Raw genomic sequence first — 13,893 nt, 5'->3', positions numbered from 1 at the left:
TCTCTGGGCCTCGCTGGCGATCTTCTCGAGCTTCTTCCTATCTCTGTCGTCCGAAGCCTTTCCGTAAAGAAGGTCCGTGTAACCGATGATGCTGGTGAGAGGGTTGTTCAATTCATGGGCGATCCCTGACACGAGCATTCCAATGGCGGAGAGCTTTTCCACTTCGATCAGCCGATTCTGTACTGTCTTGAGATTTTTGTAGAGAGCCGCATTCGCGAGTGCTACATTGATGAATTTTCCGAAATCCCGTAAGGCCTCCGCATCTGTGGCGTCAAATGGCTTTCTTTGCGGTCCGGAGAAGACGGCGAGAATCCCCTTCTCCTCGTTCAGGATTGAGATCGGAAGGACGATGTAAGAGGTGAACTTCTCTAAGGGGAAATCCTGGAACAGGCTCTCGGAAAAACCATTGCTGATGTAAATATGTTTGCTCGAGTGAAGATCTATCTTAGGAGAGGCAACGCTTCTGGGGATCTCTTCATCCTTGCCGATATTGCAGGTGGCCTGGATGTTCATGAGCCTGGGATCGCCATCGTAAAAGGCAAGAAGAGAAGCTTCAGCGTGCATGGAATCCGTGACGATCTTGACGATGGACCCGCAAAGCTTCTTCATCTCCAGCTCGGCACCAACCTTAAGGGCGAGTTCATTGAGTGTTGCAAGCTCGGCCTGCCTTACCATCAGGTTCGACTCCTTCTTGCTCAGCGTGACGAGCGTGGCAAAGAGGATGGCTATCGGGATAACAGAGAGGATGGCCATCGGTGGGTAGAGCGTCCACAGCGCTGCCATAGATAGCCCGAGCGTAATGACTGCAGCTTCATTGTAAAAAGCCTTCCTGTTCAGAAATTCCGTTTTGAAGAAGGATGTTTTCGTCGCGAGACTAATGACGATATTGGTCAGAACATGATTGATCAAGGAGAAGGTGACGAGGACAAATAGAGCGGAGAAGAGGATTCTAGGTGTCGTGATCAGCAAACCGCCGCTGGTTCCAATCTTTTCCCATAGAAGGATGGCGATCGCCAGGGAAAAGAGAAGCTGGCCGATGTTAAAGAGAACTGTAAGAATCTTCCTCCTGTTGAAGAAATAGTCGAAGACTGGTAGCAAAGTCAGAATGGCTGCCACGGCTCCGGGATGCGTCAGGAAGAGAAGAGCGTAAACGAATGAAGAACTTATCTGTATGACACCTTGGGAAGGGAGATAGCTCTGAAAAGTGATCGACAGGGATGTGGCTATGGATGCCAGTGTTCCAAAAAAGAGAAAAGGCCAGGGATCCCAGGGCCTATTGCTCGGGTTTTCAAAAAGAGCAACAGCCGAGATGAAGCCTATTACGATTATGAAGGTGACATAGGTGATTGTCGCTGCTGAATATTGCTTTTTTTCCATCAATCGTAAATAAAAAGAACCTTTAATATTAAGATAATCTTTTTCAAGGGGATTTCAAACCGCTGCAAACTATAATGATGGGGCTGCGTTTCTTGACACCTCATAACTCTTCTGATATTATCAAAAAAAGGTTCATAATTATTTGAAATCGAAAGAATTACGAGGATTTCAATGGATAACAAATTTAGGGGAACGACCATAATCTCCTTGCGCCACAAGGGTAAAGTGGCCATGGCGGGTGATGGTCAGGTGACCCTTAACCATGTGGTCATGAAGCATGGTGCAAGGAAGATCAGAAAGCTTTACAACGACAGAATCATAGCAGGTTTCGCAGGATCAGCGGCCGATGCTTTCGCTCTGTTCACGAGGTTCGAATCGCGCTTGGAAGAGTACAGGGGGAATTTGGATAGAGCGGTCGTTGAGCTTGCAAAAGACTGGAGGACAGACAAGATTCTGCGCAGGCTGGAGGCTCTCTTGATCGTGGCGAGCGAGAGACACTCCTACCTCCTCTCAGGAACGGGAGATCTCATAGAGCCTGACGACGGTCTCATCGCCATAGGTTCAGGGGGTCCGATTGCTCTCGCGGCCGCCAGGGCTCTCGTTGCTCATTCTGACCTGTCAGCAAAGGAGATCGTTGTAGAGGCAATGAAAATTGCTTCGACTATCGACATATACACGAACGATAGCATCGTGTGTGAAGAGCTCCCTGCGGGAAAGGAATGACAGATGGTCTTTTGCCTGCCTGAAAAGATGGAGGAAGAAATGGAGATCATTGGCGAAGATCTAACTCCCAAGCAGATCGTTGCCGAGCTTGATAAATACATCGTCGGTCAGCACAGGGCCAAGAGGGCTGTGGCAATCGCCCTGAGGAACCGGATCAGGAGGCAGAAGCTGTCTCCGGAGATTGCCGATGAAGTGGCTCCCAAGAACATCATCATGATCGGTCCGACTGGGATCGGCAAGACGGAGATCGCCAGACGCCTGGCCAGGCTCATGAACTCTCCATTCATCAAAGTGGAAGCCTCCAAGTTTACTGAAGTCGGTTATGTGGGAAGGGATGTAGAATCGATGGTTAGGGATTTAACGGAGATTGCGGTCGATCTCGTAAGGCAGGAAAAGGCACAAGAGGTCCGGGCCAAGGCCGAGAGGAACATGGAGGAGAGACTTCTCAATCTACTCCTACCGCCAACCAGAAAGGGGCATACCGGTTTCGAAGGAGAATCCCATGACGAAGAAGACTTCAACGGTCGGGAGAAATTGAGGCAGACCCGGGAAAAGCTGAGACAGCAGTTGAGGGATGGACTCCTGGAAGATAGAGTTGTGGAACTGGATGTCCGTCAAAACGTCTTTCCTGCATTCCGGATCTTTTCAAGTTCAGGAATGGAAGAGATGGACGTTAATATCAGGGAGCTCCTTCCCGGATTCCTTGGCGGGAAGCCGAGAAAGAAGAAGATGAAAGTCTCCGAGGCGAGGGAACAGCTTCTCAAAGAGGAAGAGGACCGGCTCATTGACCCGGATCTGGTGGCCAGGATTGCCGTCAGGCGAGTGGAACAAGCCGGGATCATCTTCGTCGACGAGCTGGATAAGATTGCTGGAAGGGAGAGCGGGCATGGTCCGGACGTCAGCAGGGAAGGAGTCCAGAGAGACATCCTCCCGATCGTGGAAGGGACCATAGTGAACACGAAGTACGGTATGGTCAGAACGGACCATATCTTGTTCATCGCAGCTGGAGCCTTCCATGTCTCCAAACCATCCGATCTCATCCCCGAGCTCCAGGGGAGGTTTCCCATTAGAGTGGAGCTCGATCCTCTCGGCAAGGAGGAATTTATCCGGATTCTGAAGGAACCGAAAAACGCTCTACTCAAGCAGTACAACGCACTCATGAAGACGGAAGGGATCGATCTCCAGTTCACGGAGGATGCCATAGAAAAGATTGCGGAGTTTGCGGCGATGGTGAACGAGCGTTCGGAGAACATAGGGGCGCGGCGTCTCCACACCATCATGGAACGCCTGATGGATGAGATCTCCTTCGAGGGAAGAGACCTGAAGGAACAAGTTCAGATCATAAATGGTGACTACGTGAAGAAGATGCTGTCTGACATCGTTAAGGATCAGGATCTGAGCCGCTACGTTCTTTGAGTGTTAGCCCTATCCGAACGCCATGAAGAATAGTATCGTTGCGATCATAATTGCCTTCCTCATCCTGTGCTTAATTCCATTATTTTCATGCGGGAAGAGGGGACCCTCTCTTCCTCCAATCGTTGCGGCTCCAGAGAAATGTGCGGATTTCAAGATAAGCCAGCGAGGAGAGATGGTCATGATCAGCTTCCTCCTTCCCGGGAAGAATACGGATGGTTCTCCTCTTGTGGAAACTCCCGTGGCAAGACTTTTGCTTTTCATTTCCGAAGCGGAAGAAAGCGGGGAGTCGAGAAGCATCTCCATGGATGAGTTTCTCAAGAAAGCCAGACTCGATCAAACCTTTTCTCCAGAGGTGCTCGAGAAAGCGACGGTAGATAGGATAATCATTCTGGAACAAAATATCTTTGATGCATTCGGAGATAAGGCGACGGGTCGTCGATTCTATTATGCCGTGCAGCTTATGAACAGGCGAAAGAAAGTTTCACCACTCTCGGAGATCCTTCCCATCGTAATCGTGAAGCCTTCATCGGCCCCTCATGGTCTTTCCGCCCATGTAGAGGAAGAAGGGATCAGGCTTTCATGGGAGTCTCCAGAATCGGATAGCCTTCAAGGATCGGATCGACTCTTCAATGTTTATAGAACCGAGATTTCTCCGGAGGATAGTTCTCCAGACGAGGAACCGGACCGGTTAATGAAGAGAAAAATGAGGTTCCTTCTTGTCCCGCTAAATGAAAGTCCTGTTACCGGTAATTCTTTTATTGATAGGAGCTCGGTTTCCGGAAAAGACTATCTTTACTCAGTTCGAGAGCTATACAACGCCACCGTGCCATACAGGGAAAGCGAGGATTCCAACATCGTCAAGGTCAGTGCCGTTGATTCTTTCCCGCCGGGCGCCCCATCCGGTCTTGCAGTCGTGGCCGATGAGAAGATGATAAGACTATTCTGGTTCCCCAATGACGAGAACGATCTTGCGGGATACAGGATCTATCGAAAGACAGAGGAGGAAGAGGAGTTTCGGATGATCGCTACCCTTCCCGAACAGATGACTTCCTATACCGATGGCAATGTCATTTCCGGAATGAGGTACAGCTACTTCGTAACTGCATTCGATTCGGCAAAGGTCCCGAACGAAAGTGCTCCTTCGGAGAATGTTTCCGAATCTCCTCTGTTACCCATCGAATCTGATAAGAGAGAGATAGAATGAAAACCATTCCATTCTGGAAGATGTCAGGAGCGGGGAATGATTTCATCGTTCTCGATGGGAGGGACAGGGCAGTAGGCAGACTGGGGAAAGATTTCATGAGAAAGGTCTGTCAGAGATCTCTATCGGTAGGTGGGGACGGAGTCATAGTCCTCTTCCCATCAGAGAGATATGATTTTCAGGTGAGGTTCTTCAATCCTGATGGGAGCAGGTCAAGATTCTGCGGAAACGGAAGTCGATGCGCATCCAGATATGCCTATCTCAATGGAATGGCGGGGAGAAAGCTTCGGTTCAGAGGAGACGATGGCGTTCACGAAGCTGTCGTGCAGGGAGACAGGGTCTCCGTTAGCATCCCTGGCTTCAGGAATTACCGATCCGTAGCATCGGTACATGCAGCCGGCAGAAAGTGGCATGGAGCGATCATGGATATCGGTGTCCCTCATTTCGTCACAGAGGCAGAGGATATCGAAACACTTGATCTTTATCTCTACGGAAGAGCTCTGAGGCATCACAAGAGTTTCGAACCGGCCGGAACAAACGTCAACTTTATAAGGTTTGAGAGAGATTGCGCTGTAACCATCAGGTCTTTCGAAAGAGGAGTCGAAAGAGAAACCCTTTCCTGCGGTTCGGGGTGCATAGCTGCTGCCATCCATGCCGCTCTGACGAAGAATGTTCGTTCTCCTGTCAAACTTTACACCAGGTCCACTGTAGATCTCAGGGTCTTTTTCAGGAGGAAAGATCAAGAGATCCGGGATATATTCCTGGAGGGAGATGCGAGGATCATCCATAAGGGTGAGATCTGTCCGGAAGCTTTGTCAGGATTTTAAATTTCGTTAATCCTGCCGTATGGAAAATGAGGGGAAAATGTCCAACAGGATATTCTGGAGAGCATTCAAGATTACATCTGGTTGTATCTTTCTCATCGCCGGGCTAGTTGGTTTCCTTCTTCCCATCCTTCAGGGGATTCTTCTCACTCTGGCAGGGATCTCTCTCCTGGCATCCGAGAGCAGGTGGGTGCGAAAATTATACGATTCTCTTCGAAACAAAATCGGGTATTTGCTGAAAAGACGGGAAAGAGAAAACGCGGCCAGAGGTGCTAAAGATAACTCTCCCCGTTGACATTTTCTGATAATGGCTTTTTTCTGTGAAGCTCGACAATCTCAAAATCTTTTCAGAATTCTGGTCCCTCCTTCCTCTCTGGATTTTTGCCTTGAACGCTCTCTCCATATTTGACGCACAGCTCCGATCTTTCTCACTCTCTCAGCGGATACTCTCCTGGATGGCCATCTTCCCCCTATCGGCAGCCCTGCTTGCTTTCGTTGTCCATGTAAGAAAGAAGTGCAAATGTGGGAAGAGAAGATATCTTCTCGTGGCATCATTCTTTTTCATTTTCTTTCTCGTCCTGCTCGGTATCATTCTCTTAAGACGCAATGTCCCATATAAAGAAATCGACGTCAAATTGTGGTTTGAGATTAGCACCGGCCTCGCCTTCCTATTCTACCTTCTTCACTGTCTCTATTACGAGGGGATGGATGCAAGCTTTGCCCTCTTTGTCGTCGGCCTTCTCTATGGGGGCATCCTTGAAAATGGGGGGATCCTTCTTGGTTTCTTCAAGGAAGAAGGCTTCCATGTTTATCTGCCCTTTCTGCCTGCTCCCCTCTTCACGACACTCGGCTGGTGCAACGTCTTTTATTCCTGTCGTTTCCTCGCGGGACAGCTATTCAAGGAAGAGCGCGATCGTTTAGATAATTGTGAGAGAACTGGAGAGTGGTCGAGATGGCTTGAACCCTTCTCCTTTGCCTTAACATTGACAGTCTTTGCGCTTTTTTTAGACCTTCAGCTCGACCCTTATGCCACTCATCATGGGTTGTGGATCTGGAATGAGGGCTTGAACCCTTTTCTTGGAGGAGTTCCACTCGTGAATTTCACCGCCTGGGTCTCCGCGGTGTTTCCCTTTGCCCTGGTTTTCAGGCTCCTCGAGAGGAACCGGAAGGAAAAAGACGGGATCCTCTCCATCCATCTTCTCATCAGGATGCCGCTCATTATTTTGCTTGCCGTCCTGATGGTTCTCTCAATCATCTTTCTTCTGGAGGGATACGACTCCCCGGCGATGAGGATATTACTGCAATACACTCCCTGATATTGACGCATGAGAGATGAATGTTGTGGATTATTGCTGGACGTTCTGTTTGTTTCCTCTTGATCTCTGAATTTCTTGGAACGCAATGTCCAGCAGGTCGGAGAGCCCCTCCTGGTTCCGGTAGTTGACGATGCGTGTCTTATAAAGTTCCGTCTCTTTTGCTCTCTCGATGATCTTCTCTCGCATCGTACCTTTTTTGATCTCCGCATCTGCCACCGCCTTGGCCCAGGCCAGGAGCTCCCGAAACTGTCTGAACTCCGTTAGGCCGCTTACCTCTCCATGGCCCGGGATTATCTTCTGAAACTTGAGATTCAACATTATTCTCTGTATGGTGGCAAGCCACTGTCCTATGTGGCTGTCTTTCGCGTAAGGAATTATCTGATTGAAGAAGAGGTCTCCGGTGATGATCACCTCCTCCCCTGGCACATAAACGATGAGATCGCCTTCCGTATGCCCTCTCCCCATCCATAGTATCTGCACCTTCTTGCCGGGATAGACGAAGTCCATTTCAGCTGTGACCGTTATGATGGGATAGTTCGCGGGGACCTTGTCTTGAGTGAATCTGTCAAGCGTTCTGGGATGTACGATCAATCTGACGTCGGGAGAGAAAGCGGTGTTTCCTGCAATGTGGTCTCCATGAAAATGGGTGTTCACGAGATACTTGATCGGTTTGTCGGTTGTCTTCTTTATCATGGCGATCACTTCTTCGGAAAGTTCTCTGGAGGATTGGGAATCAACGACGAGGATGCCATCATCTAGAACGATAAAAGTCGAGTTCGCGAAAGCCATGCCTCCGCTGACAGGGATCGTGGCATAGACGCTTTCACTGACTTTTTCCAGCCTGAAGTTCTCTGCGGCAAATGCTGAAGCAGTCACGAAAAGCAGAAAGAGGACCGTCTTTAAGGATTTTTGGATCATGTTGCACCTCTTCTGACGCTGAAAGTGGGAAACAGATCTTTACCTGTTTCCGTGATGTCCGGGAGTGAACTTGTCGTGATGTTCTCCATGGGAATGAACCTTGTTGGTGACCCCTTTCCCTCTGTACCTCATCTCGAAGGATTCTCTCTCCTCCTGCTTCTTCTGTTTGAGCTTCTTGACAAGTTCAAGCTGTTCCTTGATCCTTTCCTTCTTGCTCTTTTCCTTCTTCTTTCTTGGCATAAAAAAACTCCCTTTCTTTGTCCATATTTCTTTATCTTAATTTATAACGAAAACAGGGAAGAATCAAAGGGAAGAATGTTTCTCCGGTGGCTTGTCGAACTCGTCGAAGATCTCGCCGACGATCTCTTCCAGGATATCCTCGATTGTGATGATTCCTGTAACCTCTCCCTGCTGGTTTCTGACGACGGCGAAATGACATCCCTCTTTCTGAAAATCCTTCAGGAGATCCTGGATTCTCTCATCTTCGGCAATGACCAGGACCTTACCTATCTTCGACTCGATTGTCTCATCATCCTCCTTGCTCTCGAGGAGATCCCTGGCATCAACCAGACCAATGATGTTTCCTCTTTCTCTCTCATAGACGGGGATCCTAGTGAATCCCGACTCGCGAATCGTGCAGACCACTTCGATTATCTTGGAATCCCTGGGGACGGAAACGATTCTGAAGGCGGGGGTCATATGATCCTTCACAGCAGCAGCGGCAAAGTCGATGATCCTGTTAACGAAGGTTGTTTCATATCTCTCCTTCAGATTCTTTTCGCTCTGCAGGAGGATTTTAAGCTCTTCCCTCGTCACGAATGGATTTTTCCTTTTTTCCAGTATGCGGTCCTTCCCGAAGAACAACATGGCAAATGTCCCCGTCAGGGAGACGAGCGGGAAGAGGAGGACGAGGATGGCCGAAAGAGGGTATATGGAAATCAGGGCAATCCCCTCCGCATTGTTCCGAGAGATCGATTTTGGGATAGTCTCTCCAAAAAGAAGCACCAGCGGCACAAGGAAGAGGATAGCAAAGCCGGAATACCGTCTTCCGAAGAGCGTTGCAAAGAGTTCGTTGGCGGCGAACGAGGAGCTGATAACAGAGATGTTCGTTCCGATTAGCGTGGTGGCGAGCAGCCTCTCAGGTTTTTCAAGAAGCTTCAGGATGAGGGAGGCTCTCCGGACACCCTGATCCGCAAGTAACTTTATCTTGATCCGGTCGGAGGAGACGATTGCGATCTCGCTTCCAGAGAAGAAACCCTCCGTTAGTAGCAGCAGCAGAATGGCCAGGAGTAACAGGGGGATTTTCATTCCTCAATTTCCGTATAGTTCCCTGTAGATCTGATAATTGCTAATGACTCTCTTGATATAGTTTCTGGTCTCGAAGATCGGGATATTGTCCACAAAGACATCGATCTCCCGATTGGAGATCCATCGCTTCCATTTCTCGACATTGGCCTCTCCCGCGTTGTAAGCGGCAAGGGAAAGTTCCAGAGAACCGTCAAAGTGTTTCCAGATCCTGGCAAAATGGCTGCATCCCAGAAGAACGTTGTAATCTTTCCTGAAGAGCATCGATGTGGAATGGTTCATCTTTCCGAGGCGCCTGGCTATTTCTTCGCCGGTATCTGGCATGAGCTGCATTAATCCTATGGCTCCCGCCCGCGATATGGCCGAAGGGTTGAAGGAACTCTCCTGGTGGATCAGGGAGAGGATGAGATTGCAGTCAAGGGAAAAAGATCTAGCTATTTGGCATATCTCTTCGCTGCCATCATGAGGGTAGAGGAGCCTGAGGAGATGATCGGGGATTTCCGACGGGAAAGACGAGTTGGACGACCCAATCTTTAGGAGTTCCACGGCTTTCTCTCTGTCTCCCTGCTCCAGGAGCATCTCCGTAGATCTTATAAACGGGAGAATCTTCCTTCCATTTATCTTCCTGCAGGCAAAGAGGAGCTGATCGAAAGCCATATCATCAAGATCCATGGCAAAGAGTTCCCTTGCAGCATCGAGAGCGAAGAGGAATGCGGCGTCGATCTCCTCGGTTCTTTCAGATCTCTCGTTTGTTTTCTCAGAGGATGTGGGGATATGTGGGAGCGATTTTAATCTTTCCCTTGCCCGGATACCATAATAGCTCTTTGCACTTTTCCTTTCCGCTTCGGAATAGAGCTTTGCCGCCTCATGATAATTCTTCAGTTTTTCCTGGCACTTTGCTGCCCAGTACAGAGCCGGAACGAGATATGGATTTTCTTTGTCAGCAATGATCCTGTGAAAATGAGAGAAGGATTCCGCGTGATCGTTATTGATGTAGAGCAGGCAGGCTGTTCTCCAGAGAGCTTTTTCTCTCTTCTCCCCATTCGGGTAGAGAGATATATATCGTTTGAAAAGGAGAAGAGCATCTCGCCAGTCACCATGATTGTCGTAGTATTCTGCTAGTGCGAAAAGGGCACTGGCACCTGTTTCCTTGCCTTGCTCCCGATCGGAAAGTTCTTTCATCGCCTTCAGGAAGGAATGGATACGCCCTCTGTTGAGGTCGATTCTGGCCAGTGCATATTTTGCCTCTGAAGAAACTCTTTGATCTTTTTTTGCCTTCTGGAGGTACGATAATGCTTCTTGCATTCGCCTCTGGCCATACAATGCCAGCCCCATTCTCAGATTGAGCCGGGCGTCCACTTTGCTCTCGGGGAAGATCGTGATGATGTACCGGTAGTTATCCAGCGCGCTTTCGTACAATCCATCTTTCTCGAGAAGCTGTCCTCTCTTAAGGAGAAGAGAGATGTCACCTTCCTCCCAGCTTCCTTGAGAGTTTTCTTTAATCCGTAGACGAATTCCCGCGGTTTCTGATTCAGGCGACAGCGGATAAAGACAGTAGATGTCTTTATAGATCTTTGTGGATTCTTCTTTTTTCCCCTCTCGCTCAAGAAGGGATGCTTCTTTAAAAAGAACGCTGCTGGGATTTTCCTTTTTGACCCTGTTGCCGTATCTCTTTAAGATTTCTCGTGCTTCTTTCAATTTACCCGAGGCCAGCATTGAGTCCATGAGAAGATGAAAAGATTCCTCGAAGAATTTATTATTGGCATCGCCCTGGAGAATCAATGATAGGCTCTCCTCAGCTTCCTTCCTCTCGTCGGCCCGAAGAGCAGAAACAGCTTTGAAGTAGAGAACATGGAGGAAGAGCGGATCATTCTCCTCATAGGATGCCCTGAAATGTTTGCGAGCTTCCCCGGGTTTTCCGAGTTCAAGGCTCCAGTATCCTGAAATGAAGCTCCATCTCTTATGCCATGTCTTCGAGCGATACTTTCTCATGAGCCGGACTAACTTTTCAATTCCTGCTTCCGTCTTCCCTCTGGAGAGATCATCAAGGGCTTCGTAGTAGATCCCGGGTGCCTTGGCTTCGTCAGTCCAGAGCTCTTTTTGCATGAGGAAGTAGAGCGACAGAGCAATCGCGATAACCAGAAAGACTATCAGGAAGCCCAATCTTTTCATTCAAGCCCTTCAATGTTTGAAAAATATTATACTTCAAGGCAGGAGTCCCGATGAAAGAAATACCTTCGGGTTTTATCACAAGCCCAAATGGAAGAAATCGTTCAAAAAGTCTGGATTTGGTTCAGGTGTTTCCCAGTGCGGATCTATCGCCGCCGGCCAGATTCATGATGAGTTCTTTTTCGAAGAAGTCTTCTTTCTGTTTTATCTCCTCAGGGATCCTGCTCCTGTAAAGTCTTTCCGCTTTCTCGATCTCGTCTTTCAGTCTGATCTTGAGGTCTTTCTTCATGCGGCCCATGATGACACGCTCTTCATTGTAAAGCTTGATATTATTGATGAGCAGCCTGGCATACATCCGCGCCTTAAAAACCGCTGCTTCCTCTTCGCCATCTGGTTCCAGCAGGCTCATCGCCTTGTCTTCAGTGAAAGAGCATGAGACCGGTAATTTCATTTCAGATGAGTTGTTATGCCGCATTTCTTCCTGGAATTCGTTCTTCTGTCTCGAAGGAGCAGGGGGGAGGGTAACGGAGAATTCCGCCGCGCAGAGAGATGCTTCCTTGATCTTTTCCATCTCCGATCGTGAAAATTCCTCTCCCTTGAAACAAAGGAAGGCTCCAAAGAGCCTGGTCCCGTATTTCAATGGGATGGAGAGACAAAACATGTCTTGCTCGTCTGGATTCAGGAGTTTATATTTCTTCCACCGTGCGGGGACCTTGAAGAGAGTAATTCTTCCCCTCTGAAGGGAATGAAAAAGGTGGGGCTCTGCATCCATGGTTAGCGTTATTTCCCTGATATCATTTCCATGTGGAAATGATGGGAAATTCCTTGAATGCCACCCGATAAGCTTCCCATCCCTCACGAGAAAGAGGGATGCTCTTTCCGAATATGACTCCGTTTCAAGGAAGAGGGTCGCCGGGACCTGCCCCCTGTGCTCCAGTCTTGAGAATTTTTCGATCAGACTCTCTGACATATGAAAAAGGATGGCTGTGCGATCATGAAAAAGAACGTAAGGAGTCAAGGATGATGATCCTTCTGCATCTTCTTAATCTGGTCGACCATCCCCTTGAACTCGGCATGGTTTTCTACAAGGGAGAGGATATCGGGGATGGCGGGTAAGATCATCTTTCTTTCCGAGTCGAGGATGAAGGCTCTTTCCATATCCTCGAGGGCGAGCCTTTTTTCTCCTTTCCTTAGATAGGTTATGGCTCTGCCGATGAAATAGGAGGCTTTATCGGGATTAAGCTTGATCGCCTTTGAAAAGCAATCGATAGCCTTTTTGTATTCTCCAATCTTATCATAGGCTGCTCCCAGGTTGTTCCAGATCCCATGATTCTGGCCGTCAAGCTTGATGGCTTTCCTGTAGGCATCGATAGCGTCGCCGTATCTCTGAAGGAAGTAATAACAATTGCCGAGATTATTCCATAATTCAAGATCTGCTGTTTTTATATCGAGCGCCTTTGTGAAGTATAAAAGGGCTTCGTCATAGTTCTCGTTCTCAAGATAGGCGCTGGCGAGATTGTAAATGACATCGTAATCATGGCCGTTTAATTCAAAGGCTCTCTTATAACAATCGATGGCAGCGCCAACGGCATCCAGTCTGAAATAGGAGTATCCCAGATTGTACCAGATATAATGGAGATCGGGGAGGATGGATGCGGCTCTTAGATAGCTGTTTACAGCCTCCTCGAAATTCTCTATGGCGATGTAGGAATTGCCGAGGTTGAACCATGCCTCGGCGGAATTCTCTTTCAGCGAGATCGCCATTTTATAGGCTTCGATGGCTTTGACCTGGTCACTCTGTGCACCCCTGGCATTGCCGATGTTTATCCAGGCCTCATGCATGCTGTTGTCCAGTTCCAGGGCTTTCCTGTAGCAGTGGATCGCCTCGTCAAATCTTTCCAGGGTCTCGTAGATGTTCCCAAGGTTGAACCAGGAAATGGGAGAATCCTCTCTTGCAGATAGGGCATTCTTGTAACACTCCATGGCCGCGTCATAACTGGCCATAGCCTCGTATGCGTTTCCCAGGTTATTCCATGCTCCAGAATGGTCTGGCTGGAGGCTCACCGCCCTGGATAAGCGCTCGATGGCTTCTTTGAAATTCTTCTTGGAGAGCATTTCATTTCCTGATTCAAGAAGCTGGTCGAAATCAATAGGGTTATTCAGTCCTTTCGCAGAAGGAAAACTGCCTTTCCGCAGTTCCCTTGAAGATAATCCACGGCTCCTCATTTTGAGGTTCTTTGGGCTACTCTTCATACTCCTCCTGCTGTATATTCCCTTATTATCCTTATGTTCCGTCGTCATCTAGTAGCGATCCTAGAAATTTCAAAACTCTCTCAAAACAAACCAGTTAAGGGCAGCGGCCAAATCAGTAATACATTCTAAATTTAACATAGCATTATATAAAAAGTCAAGAAAACTTAAAGTAATAAATTAGTTTAAAAAAACAACTTCTTGTAATGGTTCCCTTTATTTATATTTATCAATGAGCAAACATCCACATGCCTCACCTGAATATATACCCTAGTTTGAGCGATTTTTAGCATAAGAAATCCCACCCAATGAGTTATACTGTTGATATGAAACAAAAAACAACAGACAGCAACTTTGCTGTCCTTAACCCATAGGGTGGGAGGAAATCATGAAA

Annotated in this window: 14 protein-coding genes; 6 read left to right on the top strand and 8 right to left on the bottom strand. The window is 48.2% G+C overall.

Features of this window, described 5'->3' with window-relative positions; all coding sequences use genetic code 11:
• Positions 1-1,377: histidine kinase dimerization/phospho-acceptor domain-containing protein (locus AB1756_02080; GenBank protein ID MEW5806129.1), on the bottom strand; the 1,377-nt coding region annotated here is incomplete at its 3' end.
• Between the two features lie 171 nt (positions 1,378-1,548).
• Here AB1756_02080 and hslV point away from each other — a divergent pair.
• Both hslV and hslU read left to right on the top strand, forming a co-directional pair.
• Positions 1,549-2,100 (top strand): ATP-dependent protease subunit HslV, encoded by a 552-nt coding sequence (gene hslV / locus AB1756_02075; GenBank protein ID MEW5806128.1) that lies wholly within the window; start codon positions 1,549-1,551, stop codon positions 2,098-2,100.
• Between the two features lie 3 nt (positions 2,101-2,103).
• Positions 2,104-3,516, top strand: coding sequence for an ATP-dependent protease ATPase subunit HslU (gene hslU, locus AB1756_02070; GenBank protein ID MEW5806127.1), 1,413 nt, complete (start codon positions 2,104-2,106; stop codon positions 3,514-3,516).
• A 9-nt stretch (positions 3,517-3,525) separates the two neighbouring features.
• Here the strand turns inward: hslU and AB1756_02065 are convergent, their stop codons facing one another.
• On the bottom strand, positions 3,526-3,696 hold the full coding sequence (locus tag AB1756_02065; protein MEW5806126.1) for a hypothetical protein: 171 nt from the start codon (positions 3,694-3,696) through the stop codon (positions 3,526-3,528).
• On the opposite strand from AB1756_02065, the gene AB1756_02060 reads away from it, so the two are divergent.
• The 4 genes from AB1756_02060 (at position 3,695) to AB1756_02045 (ending at position 6,857) form a co-directional block, all read left to right on the top strand.
• Positions 3,695-4,720 carry a fibronectin type III domain-containing protein gene (locus AB1756_02060; protein ID MEW5806125.1) on the top strand — a complete coding sequence of 342 codons (1,026 nt, stop codon included), beginning with the start codon at positions 3,695-3,697 and terminating at the stop codon, positions 4,718-4,720. The two genes, AB1756_02065 and AB1756_02060, sit on opposite strands and share 2 nt — an antisense overlap.
• Complete coding sequence (gene dapF / locus AB1756_02055; GenBank protein ID MEW5806124.1) at positions 4,717-5,544, top strand: diaminopimelate epimerase; 828 nt, start codon at positions 4,717-4,719, stop codon at positions 5,542-5,544. The genes AB1756_02060 and dapF overlap by 4 nt, the downstream gene beginning before the upstream one ends.
• A 37-nt stretch (positions 5,545-5,581) precedes the next feature.
• The gene (locus tag AB1756_02050; protein ID MEW5806123.1) at positions 5,582-5,836 is read left to right on the top strand and encodes a PGPGW domain-containing protein; all 255 of its coding nucleotides are present in this window, start codon (positions 5,582-5,584) and stop codon (positions 5,834-5,836) included.
• A gap of 91 nt (positions 5,837-5,927) precedes the next feature.
• Positions 5,928-6,857 (top strand): carotenoid biosynthesis protein, encoded by a 930-nt coding sequence (locus tag AB1756_02045; GenBank protein MEW5806122.1) that lies wholly within the window; start codon positions 5,928-5,930, stop codon positions 6,855-6,857.
• Positions 6,858-6,887: 30 nt separating this feature from the next.
• Here the strand turns inward: AB1756_02045 and AB1756_02040 are convergent, their stop codons facing one another.
• The 6 genes from AB1756_02040 to AB1756_02015 form a co-directional block, all read right to left on the bottom strand.
• Positions 6,888-7,775, bottom strand: coding sequence for an MBL fold metallo-hydrolase (locus AB1756_02040; protein MEW5806121.1), 888 nt, complete (start codon positions 7,773-7,775; stop codon positions 6,888-6,890).
• Between the two features lie 39 nt (positions 7,776-7,814).
• Entirely contained in the window at positions 7,815-8,015 is a 201-nt protein-coding gene (locus AB1756_02035; GenBank protein MEW5806120.1) for a hypothetical protein, read from the bottom strand.
• A gap of 63 nt (positions 8,016-8,078) precedes the next feature.
• Positions 8,079-9,083, bottom strand: a complete 1,005-nt coding sequence (locus tag AB1756_02030) for a hemolysin family protein (protein MEW5806119.1) — start codon at positions 9,081-9,083, stop codon at positions 8,079-8,081.
• Between the two features lie 3 nt (positions 9,084-9,086).
• On the bottom strand, positions 9,087-11,252 hold the full coding sequence (locus tag AB1756_02025; GenBank protein MEW5806118.1) for a transglycosylase SLT domain-containing protein: 2,166 nt from the start codon (positions 11,250-11,252) through the stop codon (positions 9,087-9,089).
• Between the two features lie 121 nt (positions 11,253-11,373).
• The gene (locus tag AB1756_02020; GenBank protein ID MEW5806117.1) at positions 11,374-12,219 is read right to left on the bottom strand and encodes a hypothetical protein; all 846 of its coding nucleotides are present in this window, start codon (positions 12,217-12,219) and stop codon (positions 11,374-11,376) included.
• A 44-nt stretch (positions 12,220-12,263) separates the two neighbouring features.
• Entirely contained in the window at positions 12,264-13,502 is a 1,239-nt protein-coding gene (locus AB1756_02015; protein ID MEW5806116.1) for a tetratricopeptide repeat protein, read from the bottom strand.
• Positions 13,503-13,893: the final 391 nt, after the last annotated feature.

Source organism: Acidobacteriota bacterium, from assembly GCA_040752675.1.
Taxonomy (GTDB): domain Bacteria; phylum Acidobacteriota; class Polarisedimenticolia; order JBFMGF01; family JBFMGF01; genus JBFMGF01.
This window is presented reverse-complemented; position numbering and strand designations above follow the sequence as displayed.